The 26,440-nt window shown below is 51.2% G+C and carries 30 protein-coding genes; 18 read left to right on the top strand and 12 right to left on the bottom strand.

Annotated features, from left to right (window positions below; genetic code table 11):
- Nucleotides 1-43 precede the first annotated feature (43 nt).
- The 3 genes from EDM58_RS25805 to EDM58_RS17825 all read right to left on the bottom strand — a co-directional run bounded on the left by EDM58_RS25805 (nucleotide 44) and on the right by EDM58_RS17825 (nucleotide 1,249).
- Nucleotides 44-205: a hypothetical protein gene (locus EDM58_RS25805; RefSeq protein ID WP_183187550.1), complete on the bottom strand. Its 162-nt coding sequence runs from the start codon at nucleotides 203-205 to the stop codon at nucleotides 44-46.
- A 201-nt stretch (nucleotides 206-406) separates the two neighbouring features.
- Nucleotides 407-568 (bottom strand): hypothetical protein, encoded by a 162-nt coding sequence (locus tag EDM58_RS25800; RefSeq protein WP_183187547.1) that lies wholly within the window; start codon nucleotides 566-568, stop codon nucleotides 407-409.
- Nucleotides 569-745: 177 nt separating this feature from the next.
- The gene (locus tag EDM58_RS17825) at nucleotides 746-1,249 is read right to left on the bottom strand and encodes a Gmad2 immunoglobulin-like domain-containing protein (RefSeq protein WP_122914517.1); all 504 of its coding nucleotides are present in this window, start codon (nucleotides 1,247-1,249) and stop codon (nucleotides 746-748) included.
- Between the two features lie 161 nt (nucleotides 1,250-1,410).
- Here EDM58_RS17825 and aspA point away from each other — a divergent pair, with 161 nt between their 5' ends.
- Entirely contained in the window at nucleotides 1,411-2,835 is a 1,425-nt protein-coding gene (aspA, locus tag EDM58_RS17820; RefSeq protein ID WP_122914516.1) for an aspartate ammonia-lyase, read from the top strand.
- A 62-nt stretch (nucleotides 2,836-2,897) separates the two neighbouring features.
- Here the strand turns inward: aspA and pdaA are convergent, their stop codons facing one another.
- The gene (gene pdaA, locus EDM58_RS17815) at nucleotides 2,898-3,734 is read right to left on the bottom strand and encodes a delta-lactam-biosynthetic de-N-acetylase (RefSeq protein WP_122914515.1); all 837 of its coding nucleotides are present in this window, start codon (nucleotides 3,732-3,734) and stop codon (nucleotides 2,898-2,900) included.
- 226 nt (nucleotides 3,735-3,960) lie between these two features.
- On the opposite strand from pdaA, the gene EDM58_RS25795 reads away from it, so the two are divergent.
- The 3 genes from EDM58_RS25795 to EDM58_RS17800 all read left to right on the top strand — a co-directional run bounded on the left by EDM58_RS25795 (nucleotide 3,961) and on the right by EDM58_RS17800 (nucleotide 7,808).
- The gene (locus EDM58_RS25795; protein WP_183187546.1) at nucleotides 3,961-4,323 is read left to right on the top strand and encodes a DNA primase; all 363 of its coding nucleotides are present in this window, start codon (nucleotides 3,961-3,963) and stop codon (nucleotides 4,321-4,323) included.
- Between the two features lie 274 nt (nucleotides 4,324-4,597).
- Nucleotides 4,598-6,637 (top strand): CotS family spore coat protein, encoded by a 2,040-nt coding sequence (locus EDM58_RS17805; RefSeq protein ID WP_122914514.1) that lies wholly within the window; start codon nucleotides 4,598-4,600, stop codon nucleotides 6,635-6,637.
- A 25-nt stretch (nucleotides 6,638-6,662) separates the two neighbouring features.
- Complete coding sequence (locus EDM58_RS17800; protein ID WP_122914513.1) at nucleotides 6,663-7,808, top strand: glycosyltransferase family 4 protein; 1,146 nt, start codon at nucleotides 6,663-6,665, stop codon at nucleotides 7,806-7,808.
- 92 nt (nucleotides 7,809-7,900) lie between these two features.
- Here EDM58_RS17800 and EDM58_RS17795 read toward each other — a convergent pair whose 3' ends face one another.
- A complete protein-coding gene (locus EDM58_RS17795; RefSeq protein ID WP_122914512.1) occupies nucleotides 7,901-8,434 on the bottom strand; it encodes a hypothetical protein in 534 nt (177 codons plus the stop codon).
- A 101-nt stretch (nucleotides 8,435-8,535) separates the two neighbouring features.
- Entirely contained in the window at nucleotides 8,536-9,159 is a 624-nt protein-coding gene (locus tag EDM58_RS17790) for a LysE family translocator (protein WP_122914511.1), read from the bottom strand.
- A gap of 195 nt (nucleotides 9,160-9,354) precedes the next feature.
- Between EDM58_RS17790 and EDM58_RS17785 the strand changes: the two genes are divergently transcribed.
- From EDM58_RS17785 to EDM58_RS17765, 5 genes are read left to right on the top strand one after another with little or no spacing between them, the layout of a single operon-like run.
- Nucleotides 9,355-10,377: a DUF975 family protein gene (locus EDM58_RS17785; RefSeq protein WP_122914510.1), complete on the top strand. Its 1,023-nt coding sequence runs from the start codon at nucleotides 9,355-9,357 to the stop codon at nucleotides 10,375-10,377.
- Nucleotides 10,370-10,996 carry a DUF4129 domain-containing protein gene (locus EDM58_RS17780; RefSeq protein WP_122914509.1) on the top strand — a complete coding sequence of 209 codons (627 nt, stop codon included), beginning with the start codon at nucleotides 10,370-10,372 and terminating at the stop codon, nucleotides 10,994-10,996. Before EDM58_RS17785 ends, EDM58_RS17780 begins: the two co-directional genes overlap by 8 nt.
- Nucleotides 10,989-12,113, top strand: coding sequence for a DUF4350 domain-containing protein (locus EDM58_RS17775; protein WP_122914508.1), 1,125 nt, complete (start codon nucleotides 10,989-10,991; stop codon nucleotides 12,111-12,113). The genes EDM58_RS17780 and EDM58_RS17775 overlap by 8 nt, the downstream gene beginning before the upstream one ends.
- An 8-nt stretch (nucleotides 12,114-12,121) precedes the next feature.
- The gene (locus EDM58_RS17770; protein ID WP_122914507.1) at nucleotides 12,122-13,042 is read left to right on the top strand and encodes an AAA family ATPase; all 921 of its coding nucleotides are present in this window, start codon (nucleotides 12,122-12,124) and stop codon (nucleotides 13,040-13,042) included.
- A complete protein-coding gene (locus EDM58_RS17765) occupies nucleotides 12,993-14,363 on the top strand; it encodes a DUF58 domain-containing protein (protein ID WP_122914506.1) in 1,371 nt (456 codons plus the stop codon). The genes EDM58_RS17770 and EDM58_RS17765 overlap by 50 nt, the downstream gene beginning before the upstream one ends.
- Here the strand turns inward: EDM58_RS17765 and EDM58_RS17760 are convergent.
- Entirely contained in the window at nucleotides 14,330-15,316 is a 987-nt protein-coding gene (locus EDM58_RS17760; RefSeq protein WP_122914505.1) for a stage II sporulation protein M, read from the bottom strand. The genes EDM58_RS17765 and EDM58_RS17760 overlap by 34 nt on opposite strands.
- Nucleotides 15,317-15,393: 77 nt before the next feature.
- Here EDM58_RS17760 and EDM58_RS17755 point away from each other — a divergent pair, with 77 nt between their 5' ends.
- The 5 genes from EDM58_RS17755 to EDM58_RS17735 all read left to right on the top strand — a co-directional run bounded on the left by EDM58_RS17755 (nucleotide 15,394) and on the right by EDM58_RS17735 (nucleotide 19,176).
- The gene (locus EDM58_RS17755) at nucleotides 15,394-16,212 is read left to right on the top strand and encodes an RDD family protein (RefSeq protein ID WP_122914504.1); all 819 of its coding nucleotides are present in this window, start codon (nucleotides 15,394-15,396) and stop codon (nucleotides 16,210-16,212) included.
- A gap of 138 nt (nucleotides 16,213-16,350) precedes the next feature.
- Nucleotides 16,351-16,869 carry a hypothetical protein gene (locus tag EDM58_RS17750; RefSeq protein ID WP_122914503.1) on the top strand — a complete coding sequence of 173 codons (519 nt, stop codon included), beginning with the start codon at nucleotides 16,351-16,353 and terminating at the stop codon, nucleotides 16,867-16,869.
- Nucleotides 16,850-17,929: a phosphodiester glycosidase family protein gene (locus EDM58_RS17745; RefSeq protein ID WP_122914502.1), complete on the top strand. Its 1,080-nt coding sequence runs from the start codon at nucleotides 16,850-16,852 to the stop codon at nucleotides 17,927-17,929. Before EDM58_RS17750 ends, EDM58_RS17745 begins: the two co-directional genes overlap by 20 nt.
- Nucleotides 17,930-18,027: 98 nt before the next feature.
- A complete protein-coding gene (locus EDM58_RS17740) occupies nucleotides 18,028-18,867 on the top strand; it encodes a M15 family metallopeptidase (RefSeq protein WP_183187545.1) in 840 nt (279 codons plus the stop codon).
- Nucleotides 18,868-18,975: 108 nt separating this feature from the next.
- Nucleotides 18,976-19,176: a hypothetical protein gene (locus EDM58_RS17735; protein ID WP_122914501.1), complete on the top strand. Its 201-nt coding sequence runs from the start codon at nucleotides 18,976-18,978 to the stop codon at nucleotides 19,174-19,176.
- Nucleotides 19,177-19,239: 63 nt separating this feature from the next.
- Here the strand turns inward: EDM58_RS17735 and lepB are convergent, their stop codons facing one another.
- A complete protein-coding gene (gene lepB, locus EDM58_RS17730; protein ID WP_122914500.1) occupies nucleotides 19,240-19,800 on the bottom strand; it encodes a signal peptidase I in 561 nt (186 codons plus the stop codon).
- Between the two features lie 384 nt (nucleotides 19,801-20,184).
- Between lepB and EDM58_RS17725 the strand changes: the two genes are divergently transcribed.
- The 4 genes from EDM58_RS17725 (at nucleotide 20,185) to EDM58_RS17710 (ending at nucleotide 22,833) form a co-directional block, all read left to right on the top strand.
- Complete coding sequence (locus EDM58_RS17725) at nucleotides 20,185-20,613, top strand: MarR family winged helix-turn-helix transcriptional regulator (protein WP_122914499.1); 429 nt, start codon at nucleotides 20,185-20,187, stop codon at nucleotides 20,611-20,613.
- Nucleotides 20,614-20,681: 68 nt separating this feature from the next.
- On the top strand, nucleotides 20,682-21,332 hold the full coding sequence (locus EDM58_RS17720) for a hypothetical protein (protein WP_148039343.1): 651 nt from the start codon (nucleotides 20,682-20,684) through the stop codon (nucleotides 21,330-21,332).
- Between the two features lie 110 nt (nucleotides 21,333-21,442).
- Nucleotides 21,443-21,595 (top strand): DUF4025 domain-containing protein, encoded by a 153-nt coding sequence (locus EDM58_RS25790; RefSeq protein WP_183187544.1) that lies wholly within the window; start codon nucleotides 21,443-21,445, stop codon nucleotides 21,593-21,595.
- 122 nt (nucleotides 21,596-21,717) lie between these two features.
- A complete protein-coding gene (locus EDM58_RS17710; RefSeq protein ID WP_122914496.1) occupies nucleotides 21,718-22,833 on the top strand; it encodes an aminopeptidase in 1,116 nt (371 codons plus the stop codon).
- Between the two features lie 5 nt (nucleotides 22,834-22,838).
- Here EDM58_RS17710 and EDM58_RS17705 read toward each other — a convergent pair whose 3' ends face one another.
- The 4 genes from EDM58_RS17705 to EDM58_RS17690 form a co-directional block, all read right to left on the bottom strand.
- Nucleotides 22,839-23,159 carry a hypothetical protein gene (locus EDM58_RS17705; protein ID WP_122914495.1) on the bottom strand — a complete coding sequence of 107 codons (321 nt, stop codon included), beginning with the start codon at nucleotides 23,157-23,159 and terminating at the stop codon, nucleotides 22,839-22,841.
- 120 nt (nucleotides 23,160-23,279) lie between these two features.
- Nucleotides 23,280-23,801 (bottom strand): isoprenylcysteine carboxyl methyltransferase family protein, encoded by a 522-nt coding sequence (locus tag EDM58_RS17700; protein ID WP_122914494.1) that lies wholly within the window; start codon nucleotides 23,799-23,801, stop codon nucleotides 23,280-23,282.
- A gap of 6 nt (nucleotides 23,802-23,807) precedes the next feature.
- A complete protein-coding gene (locus EDM58_RS17695) occupies nucleotides 23,808-24,872 on the bottom strand; it encodes a type III polyketide synthase (RefSeq protein WP_122914493.1) in 1,065 nt (354 codons plus the stop codon).
- Nucleotides 24,873-25,046: 174 nt separating this feature from the next.
- The gene (locus EDM58_RS17690; RefSeq protein WP_122914492.1) at nucleotides 25,047-26,300 is read right to left on the bottom strand and encodes an MDR family MFS transporter; all 1,254 of its coding nucleotides are present in this window, start codon (nucleotides 26,298-26,300) and stop codon (nucleotides 25,047-25,049) included.
- Nucleotides 26,301-26,440: the final 140 nt, after the last annotated feature.

Below are 26,440 nucleotides of genomic sequence, written 5' to 3'. Positions count from 1 at the left end.
ACTTGACGGGGTGCAGTTCACGTTTCGACGGAGAGGGGGGCTTTTACATTTCCGGCCTTTTTTCTACAAGGACGAGTATTAAGGTTGCGATTGGTCCGAGCAGCAGGGAAAGCAGAAACCAGTTGAATCCACTGCGGTTTTTTCCCTGGGCAATCCCCGCGTTGATCAGGGCAAGCGTCCCCCACCCGATACCATATTCCTTCATCACAATACTCCCTCCCATCTATGTATCTGAAAAAACGACGCCCAAATTATACCATAAAGTCAGAAGGTTCCAAAGAAGGGGATTGGAATAGTGCATCTGAATGATAAACAAACGCCCCCAAGAACGCTGCTGTGAAGCATTGCGTCAAAGGGGGCGTTTAATTGTTGCGATGTAAAAGGGCCTTAGGGATTCGGCTGCTTTTCAAGCGAACTGGCTTGGAAGGACTCCAGTCGATCCAGCCAACCGGAAAAAAGGCTTTGCACGGTCCTGCGCTGTTCGATCTCCGGCATATGGCCTGCGGTTGGCGAGCAGGAAAAGGCCATCGATCAGAGCTGACTTCCGGTGAAAGATGCCTTGAGCCATGTAGCCGCCCTGTCCCCGACATGACATAGACCGTGAGCAGGCCGGTCCACATAGATGCGTTGATAGCCAGGACGCTGTAGAACAGGCTCACTCCGTGCTTTCATCGCACGATGATCTATCTCGAGTGCGTGCAGAAAGACGAGGGAAAAGCCGTCACCCATACGTCACAGTGAATGTTCATTTTTCAGGCAGCGGAATGATCAGTTCCATTCTTCTGCTTCCGTCTTTGGCGCTTTTTTCAAAGAGGATGAGCAACAGGGTCGAATTCGGCTCTGCTTTTTTCACTTTCAAGGTGTAGGTGAAGTCTCCCCATTCAGGAGCGCCTGCAGAGGTGGTGAAGGAGCCTTCAGCCAACTCGTTGTGTCCATCCTCTACTACATAATTTACGACACCCTCGAAGACCCTCGCCTGTCCTTTTACCTCGAATGTGTCTTCGCCCGTTTTAGTGACAGTAACTTTCTGGAAAATATCGTTGCCATACGTCATATCGGAAGTTGGCTCGGGATCTTCTTGTCCGGCCTCTGGTGCGGGCGCAGGTTCTTGCGGCTGTGTGGGCGCGGGAGTCGCTGGCTCATTGGCAGCGGGTGGCTGCGTTTCAGTGGGTTGTTCGGCGGGTGCTGATGAACTGCTGCATCCATGCAGGACAGCAGCGGTCAACAGAAGGAGTAAAAATTTCTTCATGGTATCCCCCTCGATTTTGGAAATGATGTTGATACACATTCTACCCAATTGGACGGAGAAAAGAAAATCGCGTTTCATCTGAACAGCCCTATTTTTACGTTTCTATGGTAGAATGGGGGTGGCATACAACCAACAATTACTAGGAAAGCTGGTCGAACAAGATGGAACAACAATCGTTTCGAATTGAAAAGGATTTTCTGGGTGAAAAAGAGATTCCTGTAAATGCCTATTATGGTGTCCAAACCATGCGGGCGACAGAGAATTTTCCCATCACCGGTTACCGTCTTCATTCTTCGCTGATCATAGCCATGGCTATGGTGAAAAAAGCAGCAGCGATTGCCAACATGGAGGTCTCCCGATTGAATCCTCGGTTGGGGAATGTGATTGTACAGGCGGCAGAAGAGATCATTTCCGGACAATGGCATGACCAGTTCATCGTGGATCCGATCCAAGGCGGCGCGGGAACTTCCATTAATATGAATGCCAATGAGGTCATTGCGAATCGAGGATTGGAGCTTCTGGGCGAGAAGAAGGGGGATTATTTCCACCTGAGCCCGAACACACATGTGAACATGTCCCAATCGACGAATGATGCCTTTCCAACCGCTATTCATCTCGCAACCCTGACTCTATTGGAAAAATTGCTTGTGACCATGCAGACGATGCATGACGCGTTTGGCGAAAAGGCGCGTGAATTCGATGATGTCATCAAAATGGGCCGGACCCATTTGCAGGATGCCGTTCCGATTCGTCTGGGGCAGGAATTTGAAGCGTATCGCCGCGTCCTGGAACGCGACATGAAGCGGATCAAGCAATCCCGCCAGCACCTGTATGAAGTCAATATGGGGGCGACCGCAGTAGGTACCGGATTGAATGCGGACCCCAAATATATTACGAAAGTCGTGCAAACACTGGCAGAAATCAGCGGCTTCCCGCTGCAAGGCGCCGAACATCTCGTCGATGCGACACAGAATACGGATGCCTATACAGAAGTTTCGGCTGCGTTGAAGGTCTGCATGATGAACATGTCCAAAATCGCCAATGATTTGCGTCTGATGGCATCCGGACCGCGTGCCGGTCTCGGGGAAATTTCCCTGCCTGCACGCCAGCCAGGTTCCTCGATCATGCCAGGAAAAGTAAACCCGGTTATGGCCGAGGTCATCAATCAGGTCGCTTTCCAGGTGATCGGCAACGACCATACGATCTGTCTTGCATCGGAAGCAGGTCAACTGGAACTGAACGTCATGGAGCCTGTTCTCGTCTTCAATCTGCTGCAGTCCATCAGCATCATGGACAACGCTTTCCGCGCCTTCACAGAGTACTGCCTTGTAGGCATTGAAGCCAATCGCGAGCGCATGAAGGAATACGTGGAAAAGAGTGTTGGGGTAATTACTGCTGTCAACCCGCATCTCGGTTACGAGACGGCTGCCCGCATCGCCAGAGAAGCGATTCTGACTGGAAAATCGGTACGAGAGCTGTGCCTGCAGCATAATGTCCTGACAGAAGAAGAGCTGGATCTGATTTTGGATCCGTTTGAAATGACGCACCCCGGCATCGCAGGTGCCTCCTTGTTGGATCGAGAATAAGCAGCGCAATCGAAAAATCCCGCCACCTTTTGATCAAAAGGTGGCGGGATTTGCTTTTTTCATTACGATGCAGGTGAAGGAGCGGCAGGAGGAGACTGTGTTCGGGGCAATTGATCCAGGCTTTTAAACACATATCCGCGTTTGTGAGCCTCATCGATAAAAGCTCCGAGTGCTTCCGCGTTGTCTTTGGATATCGAGTGCAGCAGGATCACGGCACCGGGATGCAGCTGGGCCATCAGCTGGTCGTACGCATATTTCCAGCCGCGTTGTTTTTTTACATCCCAATCCAAGTAGGCGATGGACCAAAATACATTCGTATACCCCAGTTCCTTGCTGTATCCAAGCATGCGGTCGCTGAATATCCCCCGGGGTGGACGCAGGTAGCGCATTTCCTTTTGTCCCGTTGCCTGCGCAACAGCATCTTTTACTTTGCTGAGTTCTTCCCGGATCTTTTCATTAGAAATGCGTGACATATCGGGATGGCTCCACGAATGGTTCCCGATCAGATGTCCTTCTGCGACCATGCGCTTCAAGAGTTCAGGCTGATCTTTCACATAATGTCCAGTGACGAAGAAGATGGCGGGGACATGGCGGGAATAAAGCGTGTCGAGAATCATCGGTGTATAGCCATTCTCATAGCCGTTATCGAAGGTCAGGTACAGTTCTTTTTGGGTAGTGTCGCCAAGAAAGATGGCACCATGGCGGTCAATTACGTGCTTGAAGCCTTCTTCCGTTATTGAAGGGAGTCGGCCGTTCTTGCTTTTCTTGAACCCGAAGTGGTAGGGCTGATCCTGGTAGGCCCACGCTGCTTGAAGCGGCAGCATGCCAAGCAGGAGGAGGCTGAAAATCAGCAGTGTTATTCGTCGGTACGCAAATCCTTTCTCCCGTAGTGTCTCCATAACGAAATCTTCACCTCTTCTCCTTTTGTACTTCAGACTGAATTGATCATGAAAAGTTTGTCCAGTTTGTTTCCAAATATGTACGCTGGGCAATTGAGCAACCTGTGCGAAAAAACAACGGCAAGGAGGGACAACTGCTCATACAAAGCTCAGGAATTCGTCATATAGTACTACAGTCAACGGTGACTCCGCTGACATGACATTATCAGGTACCGGAGGTGTGGTCATGGGTAACAGATTACTGGAGCAGTTGAGAAGGATTCTTGACGATGACGATGGCATCGAGGAAGTAGAGGTAAAGGTAGAGTACGAAGACGGCGGAAAGAGAAAATGGATGTTCCGCGGCGATGAAGATCCCGTCATGGAAGACAACGATGACGAAGACGACGAAGACGAAGACGACGAGGACGAGGAAGACGAGGACGGAGCATTTCGGGCAGATGCAGAAGAGGATGAAGACAACGAAGAAGAGGACGAAGAAGAGGACGAAGAAGAATACGAAGAAGAAGACGAAGAAGAAGATGGAGATGAAGAAGACGGAGAAGAAGACGACGATGAAGACGGAGAAGAAGACGAAGACGAAGACTAATCTTAAAGAGAGAACATCGATCTGAAAAAAGATGCGTCGGGGACGCGTCTTTTTTTTCTGTATTCGGAGGTTCCTTTCGCTAACGCAATAAAGGTTGAAAGCGTCAGTGCGTGTTGGCGTCGTAAATAGGCTTGGCGATGTCAACTGTACCTCCGCAATTGTTTGAGAACTGGCGAATAGCTATGGCTATTTGTCCGTTTCCTGATGAAAACGGACTGAATAGGAATAGGGAAGGAACACTACAGCATGACAATTGCAGGACGGGAGGAAGCAAATGGAAGAGTATCTGATCCAACCGTGGGACACCAGACAGAGTGCCACTACGCCTGTAGACTGGGATATGCACGTCCCGCCGGAAATAGACGTGTTGGCAGAAGAAGTCATGAAGCACTACGATATGGCAGTCAGCAGTCGGACATTGATTACTTCCAAGCCAGATAAAGGTGGAGCAATCTGGCGAATCGAGACCAACAAAGGACCGCGCAGCCTCAAGCTTTTGCATCGCAGACCGGAACGCAGTCTATTTAGCGTAGGGTTACAGGAATATGTGGTCAAGCAAGGGGCCAGAGTCCCAGCATTGATACCAGCCAAGGATGGAAAATTGTTCGTGGAGAAAGGCGGCAAGCTATGGATTGTCACCGACTGGATCGCGCTGCAACCAGCCACCAAGGTGGATTTGGTAGGCGCGGAAGAGCTTTGCTATGGATTAGGCGAGTTTCACATGCATACCAAAGGCTACATTCCACCAGTAGGTGCGAAAAATTCCTCACGTCTGTATCGCTGGCCTAATTATTACCAAAAAATTACTAAAAAAATTGGTTGGATACGAGAAGTAGCCAAGGCTTACAAGGATACAGCGGCGAGTGCCTCCATACTCTCCGTCATTGATCAGTATGAACAGCAGGCGCAGGACGCAATGAGGCGATTACAGGAATCCGCTTATGCCCGGATGGTGGCAAAAGGAGAGCCTTATTGGGGGCTTGTGCATCAGGATTATGGCTGGTCGAATGGTCAAAATGGACCCGGCGGACTATGGGTTATCGACCTCGATGGTGTAGCATATGATCTGCCCTTCCGTGATTTGCGCAAGTTGATTACGAGCACGATGGATGATATGGGTGTCTGGGATATCACCTGGATGCGCGGCATGATCGACGCGTATCATCGGGCAAATCCATTGGATGCGGAATCATTCGAGGTTCTGCTGATCGACATGGCGATGCCAAATGAGTTTTACAAGCACTTGAAAGAAATGTTTTTCGACCCGGTTACTTTTTTGAACACAGAGGCTGAAGCGATCCTGCAGCGGGTCGTGGCAACGGATCAAACCAAATGGCAGGCCTTGGCCGAACTGGCAAAAGACAAATCCAAGTACGCAGCAGGCGCTTACGATCAGGTCAGCGTGCCGGAAACACCGGAAACGTCGGAAAAAGTTCAAGTTCCATCCAAGATTACGTGGGAAGCGAAAAAATGGATCCTGCTGCCGCAAAAAACAGCAGCAGACACCGTGCGCAAGAAATCTGCATCAGCAGATACCAACAAAAAGGCTGCATCAGCAGATACCAGCAAAAAAGCTGCACCCGTCGAGACCAGCAAAAAAGCTGCATCTGCAGAGATCAGCAAGAAAGCTGCATCCGTGGAGTCCGGCAAGAAAAAGAGCGAACAAAAAAGTGCTCCTGTAAAACGAGAAGCCGTGCCGGCAGCGGAGAAAAAAGCAACGGTTCCGCTCGTCAAACGGAAGAAAGAGGAGAAAGTCAAAACAACCGAAGCAACGACCAAAAAACCAACCCTGTCCACAGTGCGCGACACCGCAACTATCGCTGCATCTATAGCTTCTATTTCAAAGAAACTGGAACGGACTTTGTCCCGCAGCCCACAAAGGTCTCAAAGCATGCCACCTGAAGCTAATGTGATTGATCTGCTCCCGTTTTTGGCAAGTGCGACTCGGAAATCGAAGCTAAAGCGAAGTAGCACGGGTGCCCGGACCAAGACCGGAGTATCATCCGCGAATAGGAAAAAGACTACCGTAGCCAGTCGGACGAAACGTACAGCAAGCAGTTCGAAAACAACGCTTCGAACAATCAGGGGTGGGGTCAATCAACCGCAAAAAGCAGCAAAGAAGAAGGCGGTGTCAGGGCGCCCTGCGTCCAGACCGAAACAAGCAACAACATCTGTTGGCAAGACGAGAAAGCCTTCTGCTGCACGGCGCCACTCCTACAGCAAAGCAGCAGGTCCTCAGCGCCGCGTGACGCGAAATCCTGCCCGAAGACCAAGAGCGAAGCGCGGCGTGAAAACATCGGGTGGTCTGCGATGAACGGCATGAGGAAAGGGGTATCAGCATGAAGGTAGCTATGATATGTACGGAAAAATTGCCCGTGCCTCCAGTCCGCGGCGGTGCCATTCAAACCTATATCGCAGGAATTGTAGATCAGCTAGGCAAACACCACGATATAACTGTGATTGGGACGACAGATCCCATGCTTCCTGCTGATGAACGGGTTCGCAATGTGCGCTATATACGGGTGAACGGTCAGGGTGTGTTTGAAATTTATGCAGAGGAAATCAGGCAATTGCTGCAAACACAAACCTTTGATATTATTCACGTCTTCAATCGTCCCCGCCTGATCCCCCTCATTCGGGAGCTCTGTCCACAAGCGAGATTGGTATTGAGCATGCACAATGATATGTTCGACGCTTCGAAAATTTCACGGGAGGAAGCCGTGAAGGCCATCCAGGAAGTAGAGCGGATCGTTACCGTCAGCGACTATGTAGGCAGCGTTATAGCCGCTCTGTTTCCAGAAGCGGCGAGCAAGCTGCGGACGATCTATTCGGGCGTTGATCTGCAGACCTTTCACCCTTGGGAACAGTCGCAGAATGCCCGTCAGGTTCGCCAAGCATTAAGAAGCCAGCATCAGTTAAATGGAAAACAAGTCATTTTGTTTGTCGGCAGACTGACACCGAAAAAAGGTGCTGATATTCTGGTTCGTGCCATGAATGACTTGAGCAAACGGCATTCCAATATCGCCCTCGTACTGGTCGGAGGGTCCTGGTACAGTGTGGATAAAGTGAGTGACTACGTTGCTTACGTCCGATCACTGGCTGACCGCTCTCCCGTTCCGGTTGTGACGACCGGCTTTGTACCAGCCGAACAGATTCATCACTGGTTTTGGGCTGGAGATATCTTCGTCTGCCCATCGCAATGGGAGGAGCCATTGGCACGTGTCCACTATGAGGCGATGGCAGCAGGCCTTCCCTTTGTGACCACCAAAAGGGGAGGAAATGCGGAGGTTATCATCGGAGGCAACGGCCTTTTGGTGGAGCAGCCAGAAGATCCCCTGGCTTTTTCCGAGAAGCTTCATCAACTTCTGTCCAATCGGGATCTGCAAAGAAAAATGGGAGCTGCGGGTCGACAATTGGCTCTCGAACGATTTGCTTGGGACCGGGTAGCAAATGAAGTCCGGGCGGTCTGGGATGGACTTCATTGAATATTCATAGAGAATCCAAAAGCCCACTTTCCGTGAAACACTTTAGGAAGTGGGCAAAAGGTTTCCATATGTCGCCAGGAGAGCGCAACTAACTAGGAGAAGGGAGTATCGGGAATGACGGCCACGATTCGATTCAAAGGAATCAAGACAGTCATTCCTTGCCTTTCCTGTGTGGACAATGTGCGCAGCGCAATGATGCCTTCCTCTACGCGCAGCAAATGTCCGATTCGATACTGTCTACCTTGCGTTCCGAGGTCAGCAGCTAACAACAGCTCGACTGTCTGATTATGCTTTTTGCATTTGCTGAGTTCTTTTCGAAGCGCTTTAATGCTTTCCAGATCCGGGTTTTCTTCCGGCTCAACTTCCACTTTGACGATCGGAGCGGGTATGACTAGCGGTTTTGGAGCCTGAACATGAACCGTAGGAGCCTCTACCTGGACAGCAGGTGTCGATGGCGTGACCGTCAGTTGTGGAGCAGGGGTCGTTACGTGAACCTTTGGAGCACGGACAAGGATGCGCAGCGGACGCGGCCTGCTGCCCTTTGAGGATGCAGGAGCGCGGATAATATCAGACGAGCGTCTAGCCGAACGAGTGTTTTTTTTCTTGCCGGCCTTGGCCGTTTTCATTCATGACACCTCCCTCTATGCATGCTATATCCTATTCAACAAGGCAGGAGCAGTCATGGACATATACCCGGTGCGGGCAAAATTGGGAGTAGACGCTTTTCTTATTTTTCTGACAGGACAAGCCGTATCCCGATGGCAGCATACAGCAGGGCTTTTCCGTAATTGACGAATTTGCCGAGCCGAGGTTTGCCGAGCAGCTTGTTGCCGAACAGGCCGGCGCATACCGCGACGAGGGAGAACAGTGCGACCGCTTGCAGCATAAAGACAACACCCAGGACCATCATCTGGAAGGGCTCGTCGCCTGTGCCAGGTGTGATGAACTGAGGCAAAAAGGCCAAAAAGAACAAGGAGACCTTGGGATTCAGCACATTCATAAGAATTCCCGTACGGTACAGCTTGAAGCCGCTTTGCTTGCTTACGGTGGCCGCAGCAAGCGGGCTATTGCCTTCGCGAATAGCTTGATAGGCCAGGCAGAGCAGGTAGGCCGCCCCCGCATACTTCATCAGTTGAAAAGCAAAGGCAGAGCTGTAGAGGACGGCTGTAATCCCCAAGGCAGCCGCAAGGGTATGAACGATGACTCCGCTAGCCAAACCGAGCGCCGTCCAGATTCCTGCTTTGCGGCCATTGGACATGCTTTGCGCAATGACGAACAAGATATCAGGACCTGGCGCCAGAGTGAGCAGAATCGAGACGGTTAGGAAAGACAGGACATGAGCGAGGTCCATCATGCCACCTCCGTTTTTGGAATATTTTTGGATGAACTAACAGTACGGCAAATTGCAAATCACGTCCAGTAGAAGAATGGGACGATTTTCCTCATTCTGACAAATTTCGTGGGGAGTGGAAGGAATTTATAAAAAAGAAAGGAAAATCGTGTATAATGATCGGGTAATCTCAAATAGAGACATGGAGGTTTCGCAATGAATCAAACACCGCTAGCACCTATGGGAGTAGGGAAGCTGCTGGACCGAAGTTTTTCCGTGTACCGCCAACACTTCGGTGCCTTTTTTCTGTTGGCCCTTTTGCTGTTCGGCCCCTTGCTGCTGCTGCAAAATCTAATGCTGATGGACCTTACGAGCATGCCGTTTCTGTACCAGGAGACAACTGAGGAAGAATTCTGGGAAGCCCTCGCCGAGCGCTTTACCAGTTCGGATGCATTTTTAACGGAGAGCATTGCCCTGGTCCTTGTTTATTTATTTCTCATTCTGCCCATTACAACACTGGTTTCCTATCCACAGCTAATGGGATCGAGTTTGCTGATGACCAGAGCGGTAGTCGAGGGCCGTACGATCGGGATCATGCCGGCCCTGCGCCAATCCTTTAGCCGTTTTTGGCCCCTGGCAGGAAGTACGATTCTGTACATATTGATCATGATCGGGATCTTTTTTGCCTTTACGCTTTTTTGCGTACTATTCTTTTTCCTGTGTGCAGTCGCCATAGGCGTTTCGTTTGAAGGGCTCTTTTCAGGCACGGATGAAGTAGGCTCCATATTGGCTGTCCTGCTGATTCTGGTTGCCTATCTGGTTTTTCTTGTGGGAGTCATGCTCGTTCCTGGCTTCTTCATCCTTCGCTGGGGCTTTTACCTGCCCTATGTGCTGTTGGAGGAAGAGGGAGTCGGACTAAGTAAGAGCTGGAAATTGACAAAAGGGAATTTCTGGCGTCTCTTTGCCTTGTATTTTGTTTTGATGGTGATTTATTCCACGCTATCCGGCGGAATGCAAATCATGCTGGCAGGAGCATTAGGGACATCGCTGGTGAGCAGTCTGCTGCAGATCCTGGTTACTTGCCTGTTGATGCCTTGGATGATGATCGTATACGCGCTTGCCTACCTGGACCTGCGCGTCAGAAAAGAGGGGACTGATCTGCAGGCATTGCTGAACCAGCAGCCGATCGAAGAGCCTGCGACCGTTCCTGCTCAAATGTCGGGAGAGCAGCATGAGTAATGTCCCCAGGTGGTCAGAGGACAAAGAGCGGCTCATCGACATCCTCTCCACTGACGAATTCACCCAATCGTCGAAAGCGGGAGAGGGTTGGATCGAAAAAGCGTTGGATTATTTGATAGAGCTGATTGCCCAGGTGTTCGAACGGGTCGATCTGCCTACGGAAGCCGCCGGGACCGTCTCTACGACGGTTGTCGTGGTCGCGATACTCGTCTTGCTTGCGTTCATTTACTGGACCTCCCGCAAGCTGATGCTACACTCCAGAAAAGAGCGGGCATTGTTTACCCAAGGAGAGAAAATTCGCACCCATACAGACTATCTTTTGGAAGCAAGACAGCTTGCGCAACGAGAAGAGTGGCGGGAGGCCGTTCGCCATCTGTTTCTGGCCTTGCTGGTTTACCTGCAAACGAAATCCTGGATTCGGATCGAGCAGTGGAAAACCAACTGGGAGTATATGGATGAGATCCGGTACAACCACCCGGCCATGCAGGAGCTTTTTCGCAGGCATGCGCGCACCTTTGAACAGATCTGGTACGGACAGAAGGAGATCGATGAACAGGTATTTTGGAAGCATGTAAATGAATTGGAACAGATCTGGCGTGAGGAGGGACATCATGGGTAGTTTGCGTACCTATCGCGTGGCCCTTGTCGTCGCGCTGTTGCTCTTGCTTTTGATCGGGGTCTTTGTGGTCAAGCCGGGAGTACCTACCTATCCGCCATACGTCTCGGCGTCCGCACAAGCCGATGGGAGCAAAGCCATTGTCATGCTGATGCAGGAAAAGGGAATGCGTGTCAGGGAATGGCGGCAGCCGATGACGTTTTTGCCCCCGCAAGAGGGACAGGTGCTGATCTCGCTTCAACCGAATGGTTTGGGAGAGAGTGAACGGGAAGAGCTGCTGGATTGGGTGGCCGCCGGGAATGATCTGATTCTGTTCGACGAGGAGCCGCAGGATTGGGAGGAAGCTTCCTTCTACGTACGTTCTCTGGAAAAAGGGAATGTGCAGCACAACATTCAGGGGACTCATCTCGCCCAAGACGCGGTCGGTGTAGCCAATACGGCGGCGAGGCTGGAAGAGGACCCGGATATGGAAACGCTCATTTATGATGAAGAAGGCATTCTTGCAGGACGTACAGAGGTCGGGGATGGCTCTGTTACCCTTTTTCTGGTTCCGGAGTGGATGAGCAACGGACAGATTGCGAAGCATTCTCATTTTGAAGCAGTCTGGCCCTTCTTGCAAGAGAATTGGTCTGTCGTCTGGATGGACGAATATCATCACGGCTATCGGGAACAGCCCAGCATCTTCGCTATTTATCCTGGGTGGCTGATAGCAGGGTTTGCCCAGCTTGGCCTGCTCCTTCTTCTCGGGATCTGGTGGCGCGGGAAGAGATTCGGACCGATCTATACGCTGCGGGAGTGGACTGTTCGCCGCGGAGACGAGACATTGCTTGCGGTGGCGAGCTGGTACGAACGCAGGCGCCTGGCACTGGATGCGCTGCGCCATCGGGAGGCGTATCTGAGACAGATGCTCCATGACCGCTGGGGTATTCAACAACGTGCAGAGCCTCATGAGATCATCAGCATGGCGAGGAGCAAATGGAGCATCAAGGATAGCGAACAGATGGCAAGTGTGCTGCATCGGCTGGAGCAGGCCAAGTCCGGAATGAAGTACACGCCGAAGCAACTGCTGGCAGACAGTCTTTTGCTGGATGAGATCATCAAACGCCTGGAGAAGGAGTGACAAGATACGTGGAACAATTGATAAAAGAGATGGAAAAGGAACTGGTGGGGCAGCAGCAGAATATTCGCCTGCTGGTAGCAGCCCTTTTGGCAGGCGGACACGTTCTGCTGGAAGGCGTTCCCGGGATTGGAAAAACCAAGATGGTGCGCACCTTGTCCGGACTGATCGGCGGGGAGAGCAGACGCGTACAATTTACTCCGGACATGATGCCGAGCGATATCATCGGGCATGTCGTGTTTAATATGCAGCAAAACCAATTCGAGACGGTACGCGGACCGGTTTTCTCCAACCTGCTGCTGGCAGATGAAATTAACCGCACCCCTCCAAAAACGCAAGCGGCTTTGCTGGAGGCGATGGAGGAAAAGCAAGTGACGATCCACGGTGTCACCTATCCGCTGCCTGATCCATTTTTTGTCGTAGCGACCCAAAACCCGATCGAGTACGAAGGCACGTATGTGCTGCCGGAAGCACAGCTTGACCGCTTTTTGTTTAAACTGCATGTCAAGTATCCTTCCCATGAGGAGGAAAAACAGATCCTCGCTCAGCACGTTCCGTATGGAGGGGAATCCGCCCCAAAAACGGAGCAGCTTGTTGGACTGAATGAAATTTTGGCAGCAAGACAAAAGCTTGGCGAAGTGGTCGTAGAGGAATCGATCCTGGACTATATTACCACCCTGATTCGCAAAACGAGGGAGACGAAACGCCTGCTGCTCGGCGCAAGCTCACGGGCTGGAATCGCGATTCTGATGGCGAGCAAGGCGTGGGCCTTGCTGGACGACCGCATGTACGTCACACCCGATGATGTCAAGATTGTGGCGAGACCGGCATTGCGCCATCGCTTGATTCTCTCACCACAGGTGGAATTGGAGGGCGGTACCAGTGACCACATCATCGACGAAACGCTGGCGGCCATTCCAGTACCTCGCTGATTTTCTGCAAGACCGCTTTGTTTTGCCGACCAGCCGCCTGCTGCTTCTGATCGTGATCGGATTGCCGCTGGTCATGGGAGGCTTCGTGCTGGGCTGGGGATACCGAGCTTTCTGGATATACAATGGCTTGCTCCTCATCGCAAGCGTCGTCGATTGGATCACTATGCCGCGAAAAAAGGATTTTTCGATCAGGCGAATTCTTCCGCAACAATCTGATATAGGCCATGTATTTGAGGTTGAGATCGAGATCGAACAGCAGACAGGTCGGAAAGTCCCCTATGAGCTAACCGATGACCTGCCGCTTTCTTTTGATGAGAGCGGCAGGCTGCGCGGGGTATGGGCACATGGAAGAAGCAAAGTAGTCTACATGACGCGGGCACGAGAGCGGGGCAAGTACACGTTTTCCTGGCTGTATGCTCGCTGGCAGGGGCGGCTTGGACTTTGGTCCAGGCAGAGCCGTTTTGCCTGTGAGCAGACCATCAAGATCTATCCGGATTTAACGGCGGTTCGCGGGTATCTGGCTTCGCTGCAAGAAAGCCTGATCGTGGACGGGAAAAAAATTCTGCGACGTGCTCGCAGCGGCTCGGAATTTCATGCGATTCGCGACTATGTGCCAGACGATGATCCGCGGACGATCAACTGGTCTGCGTCTGCGCGCACACGCCGGTTGATGACCAACCAGTATCGACCGGAGCAAGGGAAGGTCGTCACGATTGTATTGGACTGCGGCAGGCTGATGGGCGTGGAGCTGGACAATCGCACGCGGCTGGACATATCACTGGAAGCTGCGATGACTCTCGCGGCAGTCGCCCTCAAGCAAGGAGATCAAGTAGCGCTGATGGCCTATTCCCATGAGATCAAGCTGTATATTCCGCCGGGACGCGGTCTTGCCCATCTGCACACGCTGGTAGAAGCCACGTACGATCTCAAAAGTGATTTCGTCGAGTCTGATCCAGCCAAAGCGCTCACTTATCTCCATCGCCAGCAAAAGCGAAGGAGCATGATTGCGCTCTTCTCCGACATGGAAAACTATCTGATCGAGGATCAGCTGAGCGGCTACCTCTGGCGAATGCGCCGATCCCATCTGTTGCTGCTGCTCTCCCTGGCGGACCCGCTCTTGGCAGGGTGGAGCCAGACAGAGGTAAGGAACAGCCGCTTGGCCTATCAAAAAGCATTGGCGCAGCGATTTAGACTGGATCGCAAAGCCTTCCAACAAAAAATGACCGGAGCAGGCATCCAGGTGTTGGATGTCCCGTCCGATCAATTGACACTAAGTGTAGTCAACACTTATTTGGAGATTAAATCGAGAGAGGCGCTTTGAGTCTGGCGCCTTCTTTGTCCGAAAAGATACCAGACCACGAGCACCAGCAGGGTGACGATCGCAACGCCGTACTTCGTCTCCAAGGACAGGGTGGTGGAAGGAGTGATAAAGCCTTCGATCACACCGGCGATAAAGAAGAGCGGCAGAGTTGCAAGCAGCAGCTGCGCGGATTCTTTGACAGCCTCCAGGAACTGGTACTTCCGGGCGTAGCGGCCGGGAACCAGCATGCGGTAGCCCATGTACAAACCGGCGCCGCCTGCAATGAAGATGGCGGTCAGCTCAATGACTCCATGCGGCAGGATGTAAGCCCAGAAGGCGTAGCTGCTGCCTGCCTGCTGATAGACGGCGGCCAAGGCACCGATCAACAGTCCGTTAAACAGCAGGAGATAGATCGGTACCAGTCCGAAGGTAACGCCGCTGACAAACGCGAGAATGGCAACGCGCATGTTATTGGTCATAATCATGGTAGAGACGACAGGGCTGTTGATGGCATCATGCCCTTCGCCCAGGCGTGCCGGGTCGATCTGCTCCGCCATTCCTGCCGGCAGGACATAGTACAGATTGAGTGGATCAATCATGACTGCTGCGTATCCGAAGATCCCCCCGATCACGAACAAGAAGGCGGCAATCGCCATGAACGTGAGCCTTTTTTGGATCAAAAGGATAAAATGGGTGCCGAAAAAATAAGTGATTTGCTGCCAGCTTGTCGCTTGCTGCTTATACGTCAGGTTGTGCGCCCGTGAGACTAGCTGATTCAAATACTGGGTCAGCTCGTCGCTTGGATAATACGACCTCACATAAGCAAGATGCGCTGAGGCTTTCTTGTAAAGCAGCGTCAGCCTGTCGATGTCGGCCGCCTGAATGCCGCGGTTCTTTTTCTGAAATCGCTCGACCAATTGTTCCAGTTCAGCCCAAGAAGCTTTATGCGTATGCCAAAACGATGTTAAATCCATGAAATGGCCTCCTTTGCAGACGAAAAAATATGTATCTTGAATAGAGAAAATATCACGAGAGGGTGAAGGCAACAGGAATGAACGAATGGACACCGAGTCAACAGGCTGACCGGGAAGCGTCTGTCGTAACCCCCGAGCATGTGCAGCTGCGCTTCCAAACCGCTGGCTTGGGCAGTCGTGCTGCTGCTCAACTGATAGACACAGGAATCCTGTTATTGGTTAATATTACTGTATTTGTACTGTTCAGTATAGTCGTATTGGACAGAAATGAATTTTGGCTGGAAGAGATGAAGGATTTTGCGATTGCACTCCTGCTCCTCTTTCTCTTTATCGTCAATGCGGGCTATTTCTTTTTCCTCGAAGCGTTTTGGACGGGGCAAACCGTGGGGAAAAGGCTGATGAAAATTCGGGTGATTCGCGACAATGGGCAACCGATTACCTTTTTATCAGCGGCGATACGCAATTTGTTCCGATTGATCGATGCGATTCCCAGCGGCTATTTTCTCGGGGCGCTCGTCTCTTTTTTCCATCCTCAGGACAAACGGATTGGCGATCTGGTAGCCGGAACCATTGTCGTGTCGGAAAATGAACAAGGTAAAATGTCCCGCAAGCAGCGATCGATGCAAAACCAGGCGATCGGACTCCCCCTCCTATTGGAAGATCGGCAAAGACAAGCGATTACAAGGGAGGATTGGCAGCTGCTCTCTACCTTTATCACACGTCTAGACTCTCTGTCCAAGGAGAAAAGACGAGAGCTTGGCGACCAGATTGCAGCCCGCTTTGTGAAAAAACTGGAGTGGAGCGATCACAAGTCAGTCGAGCAGGATCCGATTGCCTTTTTGGAGCGGCTCTATTGGCAACTGCAAAAGGATTGGCAGTTAGGCGGAAAAAGCTGAAAACGGCATAAGCAATAAGGGGATGTCTCGCACTGAGGAGCCATCCCCTTATTTTTCCAAAATTCGCAAAGAAGTGCGCGAAATTTGTTATATGTTATAATAGGGACGCAAACTTTGTCATCGAAAGGAGGGGCGCCGATGAACGACAAGTACATACACGCTTCATCGACAACGTCATCCACACTGCCGCTTCCAGCAGATGGGAAGCAGGAGAGAAGACGCAGACGGGGCGGACTGTTCAGCAGTCTGTTCAACACATTGAATCCCTCCCAAGCAACAGGGAAACGAAATTGGCTGCCGACGGGCTTGGCGGTTCTGCTTTGGGCGGGTCTTGCCTACGGAGGATACGCCTTCGCGATGCATACGTTGGACAAGCAGCAACAGGCAGTCGATCTTCGCATCGCACAAGTGCAAAAGGAAAATGAAGCGCAGATGCAGGCGATGGGGGAGCAGATTACGCTCGTCCAGGATGAAATGGAAAAGGTAGCGAGCGGTTTGGCGAACATTCAAGAAGAGCTGCAAATGACTGGTGAGACAATCGGGGGAACCGACAAGACCAAACAAGCCCTGCAGGAGCGAATTGATCAGTTGAACAAGCAGCTGGTAGAACTGAAAGCTTCCCTGAAAAAGCTGGAGGATGCGGCCCGTGCTTGGTAAGGTCAATCGTTTCTTCGCCTTTCTATTGGCGCCTGCACTTGGGTTTTTAGTCGCCTTTTCCCAAACCAATCCGGTCGAAAAGCTTTCCTTCGAGGGATTGGCTCTGCCTGTCCAACAGCCGCACGAGCAGGTCTCGATGCTGCAGGAAAAGCTCGATGAAACGAAGGAAAAGCTGGCAGGAACCGAGCTTGCTCTCCAGGCAATCCGCGAAGCTGCGGAGAAGGAGAAGCAGGACTACGAGCAGCAAAATCAGAAACTTGATACACTGCTTGCAGCCAGCATCTCGCAGACCAAACAGTCTGAAGATGTATTGGATACGATATTGTCGAATATGTTGGGCAAACCGATCGGTCAACACTTTGGCGCCAATTCTACTGTGAAGGTGTACTCGCTGACCGAGGCGGGCTATCGCGGCTACATGGCAAAAGTGAGGCTGAAGGACCCGAATGCCTTGAAAATGGTGCTGGCGAACAATTCGGTGAAAAGCAAAGGGGAGACCACCAGCAAGGCCGGGAAACGGATGAATGCTGTGCTTGCGGTCAATGCGGGAGGTTTTCGGACGGACAACGACGGCTATCTGGTGCCGCTTGGAATCACGGTAGTCGATGGGAAGATCCGCACCTTCTCCAATGACCAGAACCTCAGCTTCGTCGGCTTCAATAAGAAAGGGCATCTGGTTGGAACCAAAATCACCACGCAGGAGCAAATCACACAGCAGGGCATCCTGCAGGGTGCCAGCTTTTTGCCGAGACTGCTGGAGAACGGCAAGCGCCTGCCGATTCCGCGCCAATGGGCGAACAGCCGTCAACCGCGCACTCTGATCGGTCATTTTGACAATGGGGATTTGCTCGTCATCGTCATTGACGGACGAAGAGAGGGCTGGAGCAAAGGGGTAACACTGGAGGAAGCACAGAAAAAACTGCAGGAATTTCACGTAGTAGACGCCTACAACCTGGATGGGGGCGGCTCCAGTGCTTTTTACTACAATGGAAAGCTGTTGAACAAGCCATCGGGCGGACGAGAACGGCCCGTGGTCAGCAATTTGGTCATCCTGCCGTAATCATGGTGTGGCTACGGCAGTTGACCATTTTTTTTACCGGCGTGGCATGATAAAACTAACAATCTACATAAGGACCTGCAAAAACAGGGGGAATTACAGTGAACAAGAAGGTTTCAGGCTTGGCAATGGCAACAGCGGTATGCATGGCGACACTCATGAGCGGATGTGAAGCGCCGTCGCTGGATTTTTTGTCTAGCAAAAAGGAGCAGGTCTCCCAACCAGCTTCAACTGGGGATAGCAGCGGGACAGAAACACCAGCAGAGGAGCCGTCGACGGGGCATGGCCAAGGCAGCAGTGCAGCCCACAAGCCAAGCATGGAAGAGACGATCCAGACAGTGGAAGGGATCCCGACAGTGACGAATCCAGAGGAGCTGTATGTCATCGTCAACAAACAGCGTGCCCTACCTTCGGATTATGTGCCATCGGATCTGACAGAGCCGAATGTGCCGTTTCCCTTTAAGGATAAAGTGGAAAAGCGCCTGCTGCGGGAACCGGCGGCAAGAGCGCTGGAAGCGCTGTTCGCCCAGGCGAAGCAAGACGGGATTGAACTGTATGCGGTATCGGGCTACCGCTCGTATAAAACACAAAAATCACTCTATGAAACGTATGTGAGAACGCAAGGGGAGGCACATGCGGCTGCCTTTAGCGCGGTTCCAGGGAAAAGTGAGCACCAAACGGGTTTGGCGATGGATGTATCCGGCCTGGATCAGGCAACCCGCCTGGAACAGACCTTTGCGGATACGCCGGAGGGCATGTGGCTCGCGGAAAAATGCGCGGCTTTCGGCTTTATCATCCGGTATCCGAAGGGCAAGGAGGACATTACCGGCTATGCCTATGAACCGTGGCACCTGCGCTATGTTGGAGTAGAGACGGCGGAGGAAATCATGTCGCGGGGGATCACGTTGGAAGAGTATTTTCAAGAGAGCAGCTCGTCTTGAGACTTTTAAATCAGAGCAAAAAATAGCTGCTATTGCGCGGCTTCAGGCTGTCGAGGAGTCTCGGCAGCCCTTTTTGCGCACTGCGAATGGAAGCGGGAAGGTGATAGGATGCACCGTGAACAAGCAGTTGAGAAAATGACAAGCTGTACGTACGAAGAATTGGAAGAATGGAAGAAACATGTCTTGTTTTGCTTGAAGTGGCACAAGAGGGATCAAAACCAGTATGAAATCGATGATTGCGAATTTTTGCTGGAGAAAATCGAGGAGCAGCTGGCGCGTTTGGATGAGCAAAGGAGGCTGGGAAGGTAAAAGTCTTATGTGATTTTACCTTCCAGTCAGACCTCCTGGCGTGAAGAGCGGAAGGAGCACGTATTATCTCGGAATGCGAATACTGGACAATGGCCAATAGACCACTTCTGCACGACCGACTACATGATCCAGCCTGACAGGCCCAATCATGCGGCTGTCCATGCTGTTATTGCGGTTGTCACCCATGACGAACACGCTTCCTGGTTCGACTGTTATGGGGCCGAAATCATCTGTCAAAGTAACCCCTGCCGCAGCAGCTTTCTGTTTGTTCTCTGCGAGGTAAGGCTCATCCAATGGCTGGCCGTTGATGTACAACTGATCATTTTTTGCTTCTACCTTGTCGCCTGCAACCGCGATGACGCGCTTGATCCAGTTGTCGCCACTGGCATCTGGATGAATAATCACGATGTCGCCTGGGTGCGGGTCTTGCAGATAATAAATCGCTTTGTTGACGATCACTCGCTCACGGTCATGCAGCGTACTCTCCATGGAGCGTCCTTGTACAACGTAGGGAGCCATGATAAAGATGTAGATCAAGGCTGTGATGGCACCAATCAGGACAAATGATTTGAGCCAATCCAAAAGTTCCGATCTCCATTTTGTCTCTTGTGGGGTCTGTTCCATCCAATTGATCTCCTATGTATGTAATTTCGGGTGCGGCTTGCGCCGGACAACAGCATGCAGGGTTCTTGCGCTGCCCTTCTATTATACATGCTTTCGGAAGCGAGAAGAAAGCAATTCATGGGAAATGAAAAGCGGGCGGGTGACAAGGTGGATTTTGAGTGTCACAAAATAGACAATTTCGCGCCCTTGTCATTCTTTCCACATTATTGTAATATGATCTTGGAAATAGTTTTACTATAAAAATATTAAGTAATAAACACTTTGTTAAATCATGTACATACCCCCCATTTTCAGAATGCTGTGGAAGATTATGCTTGCTCTTTATCTACACAAATTATAATATTTTTATAAATAGTGTAGGTAAATCTGAAAATAGGTGATGATGTGAACGATATGTCCCGCGCCAGTAAACTTGAGGAACTGGATCGCGTATTTTCTGAAATGGCCCGCTTTTTTATAAGTCAGTGGCTGGTAGAAGAAGTAGAGATCAGTCCCAAACAGTTCATTTTGATGCGTGTGCTTCATCAAGTGAAAAGAAGTACCGTGTCAGATCTGGCGAACATATTGAAGCAGTCGAACAGTGCAACTACCATTGCGCTCAATCGATTGGTGAAGGCAAATCTTGTTGATCGCGTCCGTGATGAGGAGGATCGCCGAGTTGTCTGGGTAACTCTCGCACCGAAAGCGATTCCGGTCATAGAAGGGCTTTTGGCCAGAAGAAGGCTGTTGGTGGCCAATCTGACTGAAAAACTGACGGACGAAGAACTCGAACAATTCACCAATTGTCTTGAAAAAATGAGGCAATGTCTGTAGGAAATGCTGCTTGAAGCATCGCGGGGGAAACGTGGTTGGCAAGGTGGTATTACGAGACAGGAGTGTACATGATGAAAAAGAGTAACACACTGATGATGGGAACATTTGTCTTGGGAGCGGCACTGTTCGCTCAATCCGCCTGTGCCGAAGAAGCCGCGACAACTGCGACGCAAACAGAAACACAAGCTGCAGTCCAAGAAGAAGCAACAGAAGCGCCAGCTGCAGTGGAAGAAGAGGCTGCAGAAGCGCAACAGCCAGCAACAACAGCACCTGAAGCTCCTGCAACCGTACAGGGCGGCTGGATTTCCATGCCACAAGAAGATCAGTACTTCATCTATTCTCCAAAAGCCAACGATCCAGCAGTAGCTCCGAATGGCTGGGTAACAGCACCAAAAGAAGATGAATTCCTGTTTCTGACACCTGCTCAAGCTGAGAACCTCACTCAAAATGGCTGGGTCCTGATGCCGAAGGAAGATGAATATTACGTAGTAAGCCCTGCTGCTGCAGAAAACATCGCCCAACACGGCTGGATCACCATGCCGAAGGAAGATGAGTTCGTACTGGTGAAAAAACAAGATCAACCAGCAGTAGCACATGGTTGGGTAGCTGCTCCACTGGAAGATTCGGAAGCTGTCGTGATCAAAAACGATGCTTACCAAAATTCCGGAAGCCGCACCGGCTGGACTTGGACAGCCCCCAACACTGATTCCGATAAATAAGCATGAAAGCGAAAAGGCGCGTTGCTCCTCGTGAGCAAGGCGTTTTTTCATGCGTGAAACAGCAAGCCTCCGTACAAACTAGAGCAGAGATCTTGAAGGGAGGCAGTCAGATGGCAAAACGCCAAAATCCGCAAAATGAGAACGACGCAGGAGCAAAGAATGCTCGGCAAGAAGAAGAAGGAGTAGCGATTGTACAAGAACAGATCGGTGATGTCTACAACATGGGGACAATCGACCAAGCAGAGCTTACAGAGGAAGAATAAGCGAAAGGCCAGCCTGAACAGGGCTGGTCTGATCAATCGTTAAAAAATATTTTATTGACATATATGAGTTTATCGTTAAAAATACAAGAGGAATCAGAAAATTGAAAAAGGAGAGTGCAAACATGAAAGATCCTCGATTGGAGAAGTTGGCCCATTTGCTGGTTAACTACTCGGTACGGGTCCAGCCAGGAGAGAACATCTTGATCAATGCAAAGGGAGAAGTGCCGGACTTGGTTCGGGCATTGGTCAGTGAGATATACAAGGCTAAAGGAAATCCCTATGTGCAACTGATCGACCCTGTAATCAGCAGAGAAATTGCGATGAACTGCAATGAGCAACAATTGGCAGTCATGGCGGAGAATGAGAAGCAATTCATGGAGAAAATGGACGGCTACATCGGCATCAGGGCAGCTAGCAATATCAATGAGATGGCTGATGTGCCGGGGGATCGGCTGGGCATGTATTCGCGGTTGTACGAGCGTCCGGTGATGGACATTCGCGTTCCCAAAACAAAATGGGTGGTACTTCGCTATCCAAATGCCTCGATGGCCCAGCTCGCCAACATGTCTACAGCAGCATTTGAGGATTTTTATTTTCAAGTATGCACGATGGATTATGCCAAGATGGATGCAGCGATGGATAGCCTGGTCGCGCTCATGAACAGGACCGATCGAGTCAGAATCACGGGTCCCGGCACGGATCTTTCCTTTTCAATCAAGGATATTCCTGCAGTCAAGTGCTCAGGATTGCGCAATATTCCCGATGGTGAGGTGTATACAGCACCGGTGAGGGATTCGGTCAACGGTACAATCACCCATAACGCCCCTACACCATATCATGGCTTCACGTTTGAAAAGGTCTGTCTCACTTTCAAAGACGGCAAAATTGTCGAAGCCACAGCAAATGATTCAGAACGTCTCAATCAGATCCTGGATACCGATGAAGGGGCACGTTATATCGGAGAGTTTGCGATCGGGGTGAATCCATACATCACCACCCCGATGAAAGACATCTTGTTTGACGAAAAAATAGACGGAAGCTTCCATTTTACGCCAGGCCAATGCTATGATACGGCGTACAACGGCAATCACTCATCTGTACACTGGGATATGGTCTCCATCCAACGTCCGGAATGGGGCGGAGGAGAAATCTGGTTTGACGATGTATTGATTCGCAAAGATGGACGTTTTGTCCTGCCTGAGTTAGATGTGCTCAATCCCGAGCGGTTAAAAAAATAAACACATTAGTGCATGTACTTGTCCAGCCGCTCCTGAGCGAGAGAAAGACTCATGTCGACCTGGAAGAGCATATACAGATTGCTGGTCTTCAGCACAGTTCTCCTTGCCGTATGGTACAGCTTGGGCTTGGTATGCTTGACGACGGTCATGATCTCCACGACAGGTGGCACCACTTGTTTGATTCGCAACAGGCTTTGCAAGTACCGCAAGAACTTTTGCACAGTAGCTTGCCCTTCTTCATCTGGAGTGGTGTTGATCAGGTCAATAAATTCCCGGACAATCATCCGACGCGCTTCCAGAGGTTCATGCATAGTTGAGTGATTCACGGTTATCCACCTCAAGGAATAGAATATGGGTCTTTCCTCCTGTACCCGCTCTGAAGGGAAAATAAACATGATAGGAACAAAAAAATCTCGACGCCATGAAATCTGGGTCGAGTTTTTTGTTTATGAATCCCGTCGCGTGTAAACGGCTTGCTGCTCGATGGGGATGCGGACTTTAAGCAGCAGCCAGGCATTGAACAGCGTGAACAGGATCGCCGTCGCGTAAGCCTGGAAGGTAAGGGGCAATGCAAGAAGCTCGATGCCGACGACCAGATAGTTGGGGTGGCGAAAAAAGCGGTACGGACCTCGTCTGACGGGTTTCGATCCCGGCAAGATGAGGATGCGCGTATTCCAGTGCCGCCCCAGACTGACGATACACCAATAGCGCAATATCTGAGCAAGCACGAACAAGGAAAAGGGGAAGATCCACCAGTCGGGAAGGAGCGAGACATGATGCCCTCTCACTACCTCCCAGATGAGACACAGAAAGAAGAAGAGATGGAGGAGAACGATGTATTTGTAATGGCTTGAGCCGATTTCATACCCTCCGAGGGAGCGTATCAGCCTGGCATTCCGGTTGGCCAGCACCAGCTCTCCTATGCGCTGCAGCAGCACGACTCCCATGACCAGCCAAAAAAAGGACATGTTTTTCTACCTCGCTTCCAGCAAGAGAAGCTCAGAGCTGAAACCGGGGCCAAGAGCGGCCACCAGCCCTTTTTCTCCGGCATTCCATCGCCGCTCCATGCTTTTTTCCAAAACGAACAGTACGGTAGGGGAGGACATGTTGCCGAAGTCATGCAAAACTTCCTCCGACAACCTCGTCTCCTCAGGAGAAAGGCCCAGGGATTGCTGATAAGCCGTCAGCACCTTGGCACCGCCTGGATGAAAAATATAATGGTCCAAATCATGAAGGCTTGTCTCATGCGGATCGAGGAAGTGTTCCACGTTTTCTCGCATGGATTGCCGAATCAGAGTGGGGATGTCACGGGAAAAAACGACCTTCAGCCCTGGTTCCGTCACTTCCCAGCCCATCACATCCAGCGTGTCGGGCCAGGTTGTGGTGCGGGAAGCACAGAAGTGCAGGGGAGGGGATGACGATTTGCGCTCGACTGCGTCACCTTCGACCAAAACCGCTGCCGCTCCGTCTCCGAACAGACAGGTAGCGACGAGATTGCTTTTGGACATATCCTGGCGAATAAAGGTCAGCCCGCATAGTTCTACGCTTACAAGGAGGATGCGCCGCTGCGGGTAAGCGCGTGCATATTCGCACGCTCGCGACAGTCCCATAGCCCCGCCAGCGCAGCCCAAGCCCCACAAGGGGACACGGGTAATGTCCGGACGCAGTCCCAGTCCGTTGACCAGTCGGGAATCGAGGCTCGGGGTAGCGATTCCAGTGCTGGAGACGAACATCAGGCAATCGATGGAGTCAGGGGTTAATCCGGCTTTTTCCAGACAGAGCAAGGAAGCTTTCCGGGCCAGCTCCTCCGCATGCTCGACGTACAAGCGGTTTTTCACGGTGAATGTCTGGTCTTGGGAAAACCAGTCCAGGGGCATGCAAAAATGTCGTTTGCGGATCTGGCTTTGAGCAAATACCCCCAGCAAGCGATCAATATCCGGAAAGGCATCTTGAAAGAAATGACGTGCCAATGCCTTCGACTCTTCCTGGTTAACAACGTGAGGCGGCACGACAGTCGCAACAGCTTCGATGCGGGGCATCACAACTCCCTCCCCTACTTGGTAAGTATTCTCATTTTCCCCTACCCAGTAAATCCCATGCATGATGCGCGGGTTTCTTATGCTGGGGATATTTCGAGAAGGCTTGACCAAAAGAGAGGAGAAAAGCCTGCGGCTTCGCTTTACAGCAAGCAACAGGCTTTTGGAGAATCAGGTCTATATAGGGGTTTCTTGCTGTCTTGTCTTTGCCCTGTCGACTTTTGCGGGGCCTGTCAGGGCTTTTTTTACGTTGCCGAATTGGAACACTCCGGCAATGATGAGCAGGACACCGATGAGGGAAAACCAGTACGCACCGCCGATATTGCGAAACGCGACAGCGCCGACAGAAGGCCCCAATGTCCCCGTCACCCCGTAGTTGAGACCGAACAAGGAAAAATAGCGGCCGCGGTAAGCCTCTGGGGCGAGCAAGGAGATGGATTTTTGGATCTGTGGTCCGTACAGCATCTCACCGATGGTAAACAGAACTTCAACGATGATCAGCAAGACCAAGTTGGGGGCCCAGCCGTATCCGAAGCCGACACAGGCAAGAAAGCCATACGCAATGAGAATGACCTTGTGAGCGGGAAAACGATCCGCATAATTAGCAATGGCAAGTTGACAGCAGACGACGAGGGCGCCGTTGATGGTCATCAGGGTGGCGAACACCGTCAGGAAGTCGTCGAATTGGGTTCTCAGATGCTGCGGCAGGATGATCTCCACCTGGGAATACAACAAAGAGATGGGGATCGCAGCGAGTGTCATCCAGATCAGCGTCGGATGCTCACTGATTTTCATGCGCGGAGCAGCTTCAGCCCTTTTTTCTGTTCTTTGCTCCGGATGGCGCTTCTCCTTAGGCAAAGTTTCAGGTACTTTCCAAATAATCAGCATACAGTAAATCAGCAACATGAATGAGCAGAAACCGAAAGCGATGCCGGGATTCACTTTGTAGATCGCCACGCCGATCAGAGGTCCAGCAGCTGCTCCCAGATTCAGTGCCGTATGTAACAGGGCAAAGACCTCGCTGCGCTTTTCCTCTGGTACGACATCAGTGACTTGAGCACTAGCGGCAGGCCAGAACAGGGACGCTCCAATGCCGTTCAGAATAGTCAGAGCAGCAAATGCGAAGAGAGACTCAGCCCAGATATATCCCGCCATGGAGACAGATTCGATCAGCAGCGCTGCAACCATTAATGGTTTGCGACCGTATTTGTCCGACAGGCTGCCGGCAAACAGATTGGAGAGAATGCCAGTCAAGGGATGAAGGCTCGTGACGAGGGCGGCGACCAACAGATTGCCATCCATTTTGTCATAGAGATAAAAGGCAAGGAAGGGACGAAGCATGAAACCAGCGAACGTGGTAAGGATTGTCCCGATGACGCGAATCCAGATCGTCGGGTCATAGCGTGAGAGGATGGATTGGAACCAAACCATCTGGAAAATTCCCTCTTTTCGATAGAAGTTTTTTTGTGGTAAGTATATACGACGGAAAGCAGAAAAGAAAGAGGGAGAAATGAATGGGAAACTATGTCGAAACGTCGATTGATTACGATATTTGTCGAAGAATGTAAAGG

It is taken from the genome of Brevibacillus panacihumi (assembly GCF_003710985.1).
Taxonomy (GTDB): Bacteria; Bacillota; Bacilli; order Brevibacillales; family Brevibacillaceae; genus Brevibacillus; species Brevibacillus panacihumi.
The sequence above is the reverse complement of the archived record's forward strand: the minus strand, read 5'-3'. Positions and strand labels throughout refer to the sequence as shown.

Coding starts and splice junctions, on each gene's coding strand:
- EDM58_RS17760 (WP_122914505.1), bottom strand. CDS start 15,316: ATGGATTTAACATCGTTTTGGCATACGCATAAAGCTTCTTGGGCTGAA.
- EDM58_RS17710 (WP_122914496.1), top strand. CDS start 21,718: ATGAAAGATCCTCGATTGGAGAAGTTGGCCCATTTGCTGGTTAACTAC.
- EDM58_RS17785 (WP_122914510.1), top strand. CDS start 9,355: ATGAATCAAACACCGCTAGCACCTATGGGAGTAGGGAAGCTGCTGGAC.
- EDM58_RS17780 (WP_122914509.1), top strand. CDS start 10,370: ATGAGTAATGTCCCCAGGTGGTCAGAGGACAAAGAGCGGCTCATCGAC.
- pdaA (WP_122914515.1), bottom strand. CDS start 3,734: ATGGAGACACTACGGGAGAAAGGATTTGCGTACCGACGAATAACACTG.
- EDM58_RS17755 (WP_122914504.1), top strand. CDS start 15,394: ATGAACGAATGGACACCGAGTCAACAGGCTGACCGGGAAGCGTCTGTC.
- EDM58_RS17775 (WP_122914508.1), top strand. CDS start 10,989: ATGGGTAGTTTGCGTACCTATCGCGTGGCCCTTGTCGTCGCGCTGTTG.
- EDM58_RS17690 (WP_122914492.1), bottom strand. CDS start 26,300: ATGGTTTGGTTCCAATCCATCCTCTCACGCTATGACCCGACGATCTGG.
- EDM58_RS25790 (WP_183187544.1), top strand. CDS start 21,443: ATGGCAAAACGCCAAAATCCGCAAAATGAGAACGACGCAGGAGCAAAG.
- EDM58_RS17795 (WP_122914512.1), bottom strand. CDS start 8,434: ATGAAAACGGCCAAGGCCGGCAAGAAAAAAAACACTCGTTCGGCTAGA.
- EDM58_RS17800 (WP_122914513.1), top strand. CDS start 6,663: ATGAAGGTAGCTATGATATGTACGGAAAAATTGCCCGTGCCTCCAGTC.
- EDM58_RS17825 (WP_122914517.1), bottom strand. CDS start 1,249: ATGAAGAAATTTTTACTCCTTCTGTTGACCGCTGCTGTCCTGCATGGA.
- EDM58_RS17735 (WP_122914501.1), top strand. CDS start 18,976: ATGCACCGTGAACAAGCAGTTGAGAAAATGACAAGCTGTACGTACGAA.
- EDM58_RS17805 (WP_122914514.1), top strand. CDS start 4,598: ATGGAAGAGTATCTGATCCAACCGTGGGACACCAGACAGAGTGCCACT.
- EDM58_RS17750 (WP_122914503.1), top strand. CDS start 16,351: ATGAACGACAAGTACATACACGCTTCATCGACAACGTCATCCACACTG.
- EDM58_RS17745 (WP_122914502.1), top strand. CDS start 16,850: ATGCGGCCCGTGCTTGGTAAGGTCAATCGTTTCTTCGCCTTTCTATTG.
- EDM58_RS17695 (WP_122914493.1), bottom strand. CDS start 24,872: ATGCCCCGCATCGAAGCTGTTGCGACTGTCGTGCCGCCTCACGTTGTT.
- EDM58_RS25795 (WP_183187546.1), top strand. CDS start 3,961: ATGGGTAACAGATTACTGGAGCAGTTGAGAAGGATTCTTGACGATGAC.
- lepB (WP_122914500.1), bottom strand. CDS start 19,800: ATGGAACAGACCCCACAAGAGACAAAATGGAGATCGGAACTTTTGGAT.
- EDM58_RS17700 (WP_122914494.1), bottom strand. CDS start 23,801: ATGTCCTTTTTTTGGCTGGTCATGGGAGTCGTGCTGCTGCAGCGCATA.
- EDM58_RS25805 (WP_183187550.1), bottom strand. CDS start 205: ATGAAGGAATATGGTATCGGGTGGGGGACGCTTGCCCTGATCAACGCG.
- EDM58_RS17790 (WP_122914511.1), bottom strand. CDS start 9,159: ATGGACCTCGCTCATGTCCTGTCTTTCCTAACCGTCTCGATTCTGCTC.
- EDM58_RS25800 (WP_183187547.1), bottom strand. CDS start 568: ATGGCTCAAGGCATCTTTCACCGGAAGTCAGCTCTGATCGATGGCCTT.
- EDM58_RS17720 (WP_148039343.1), top strand. CDS start 20,682: ATGATGAAAAAGAGTAACACACTGATGATGGGAACATTTGTCTTGGGA.
- aspA (WP_122914516.1), top strand. CDS start 1,411: ATGGAACAACAATCGTTTCGAATTGAAAAGGATTTTCTGGGTGAAAAA.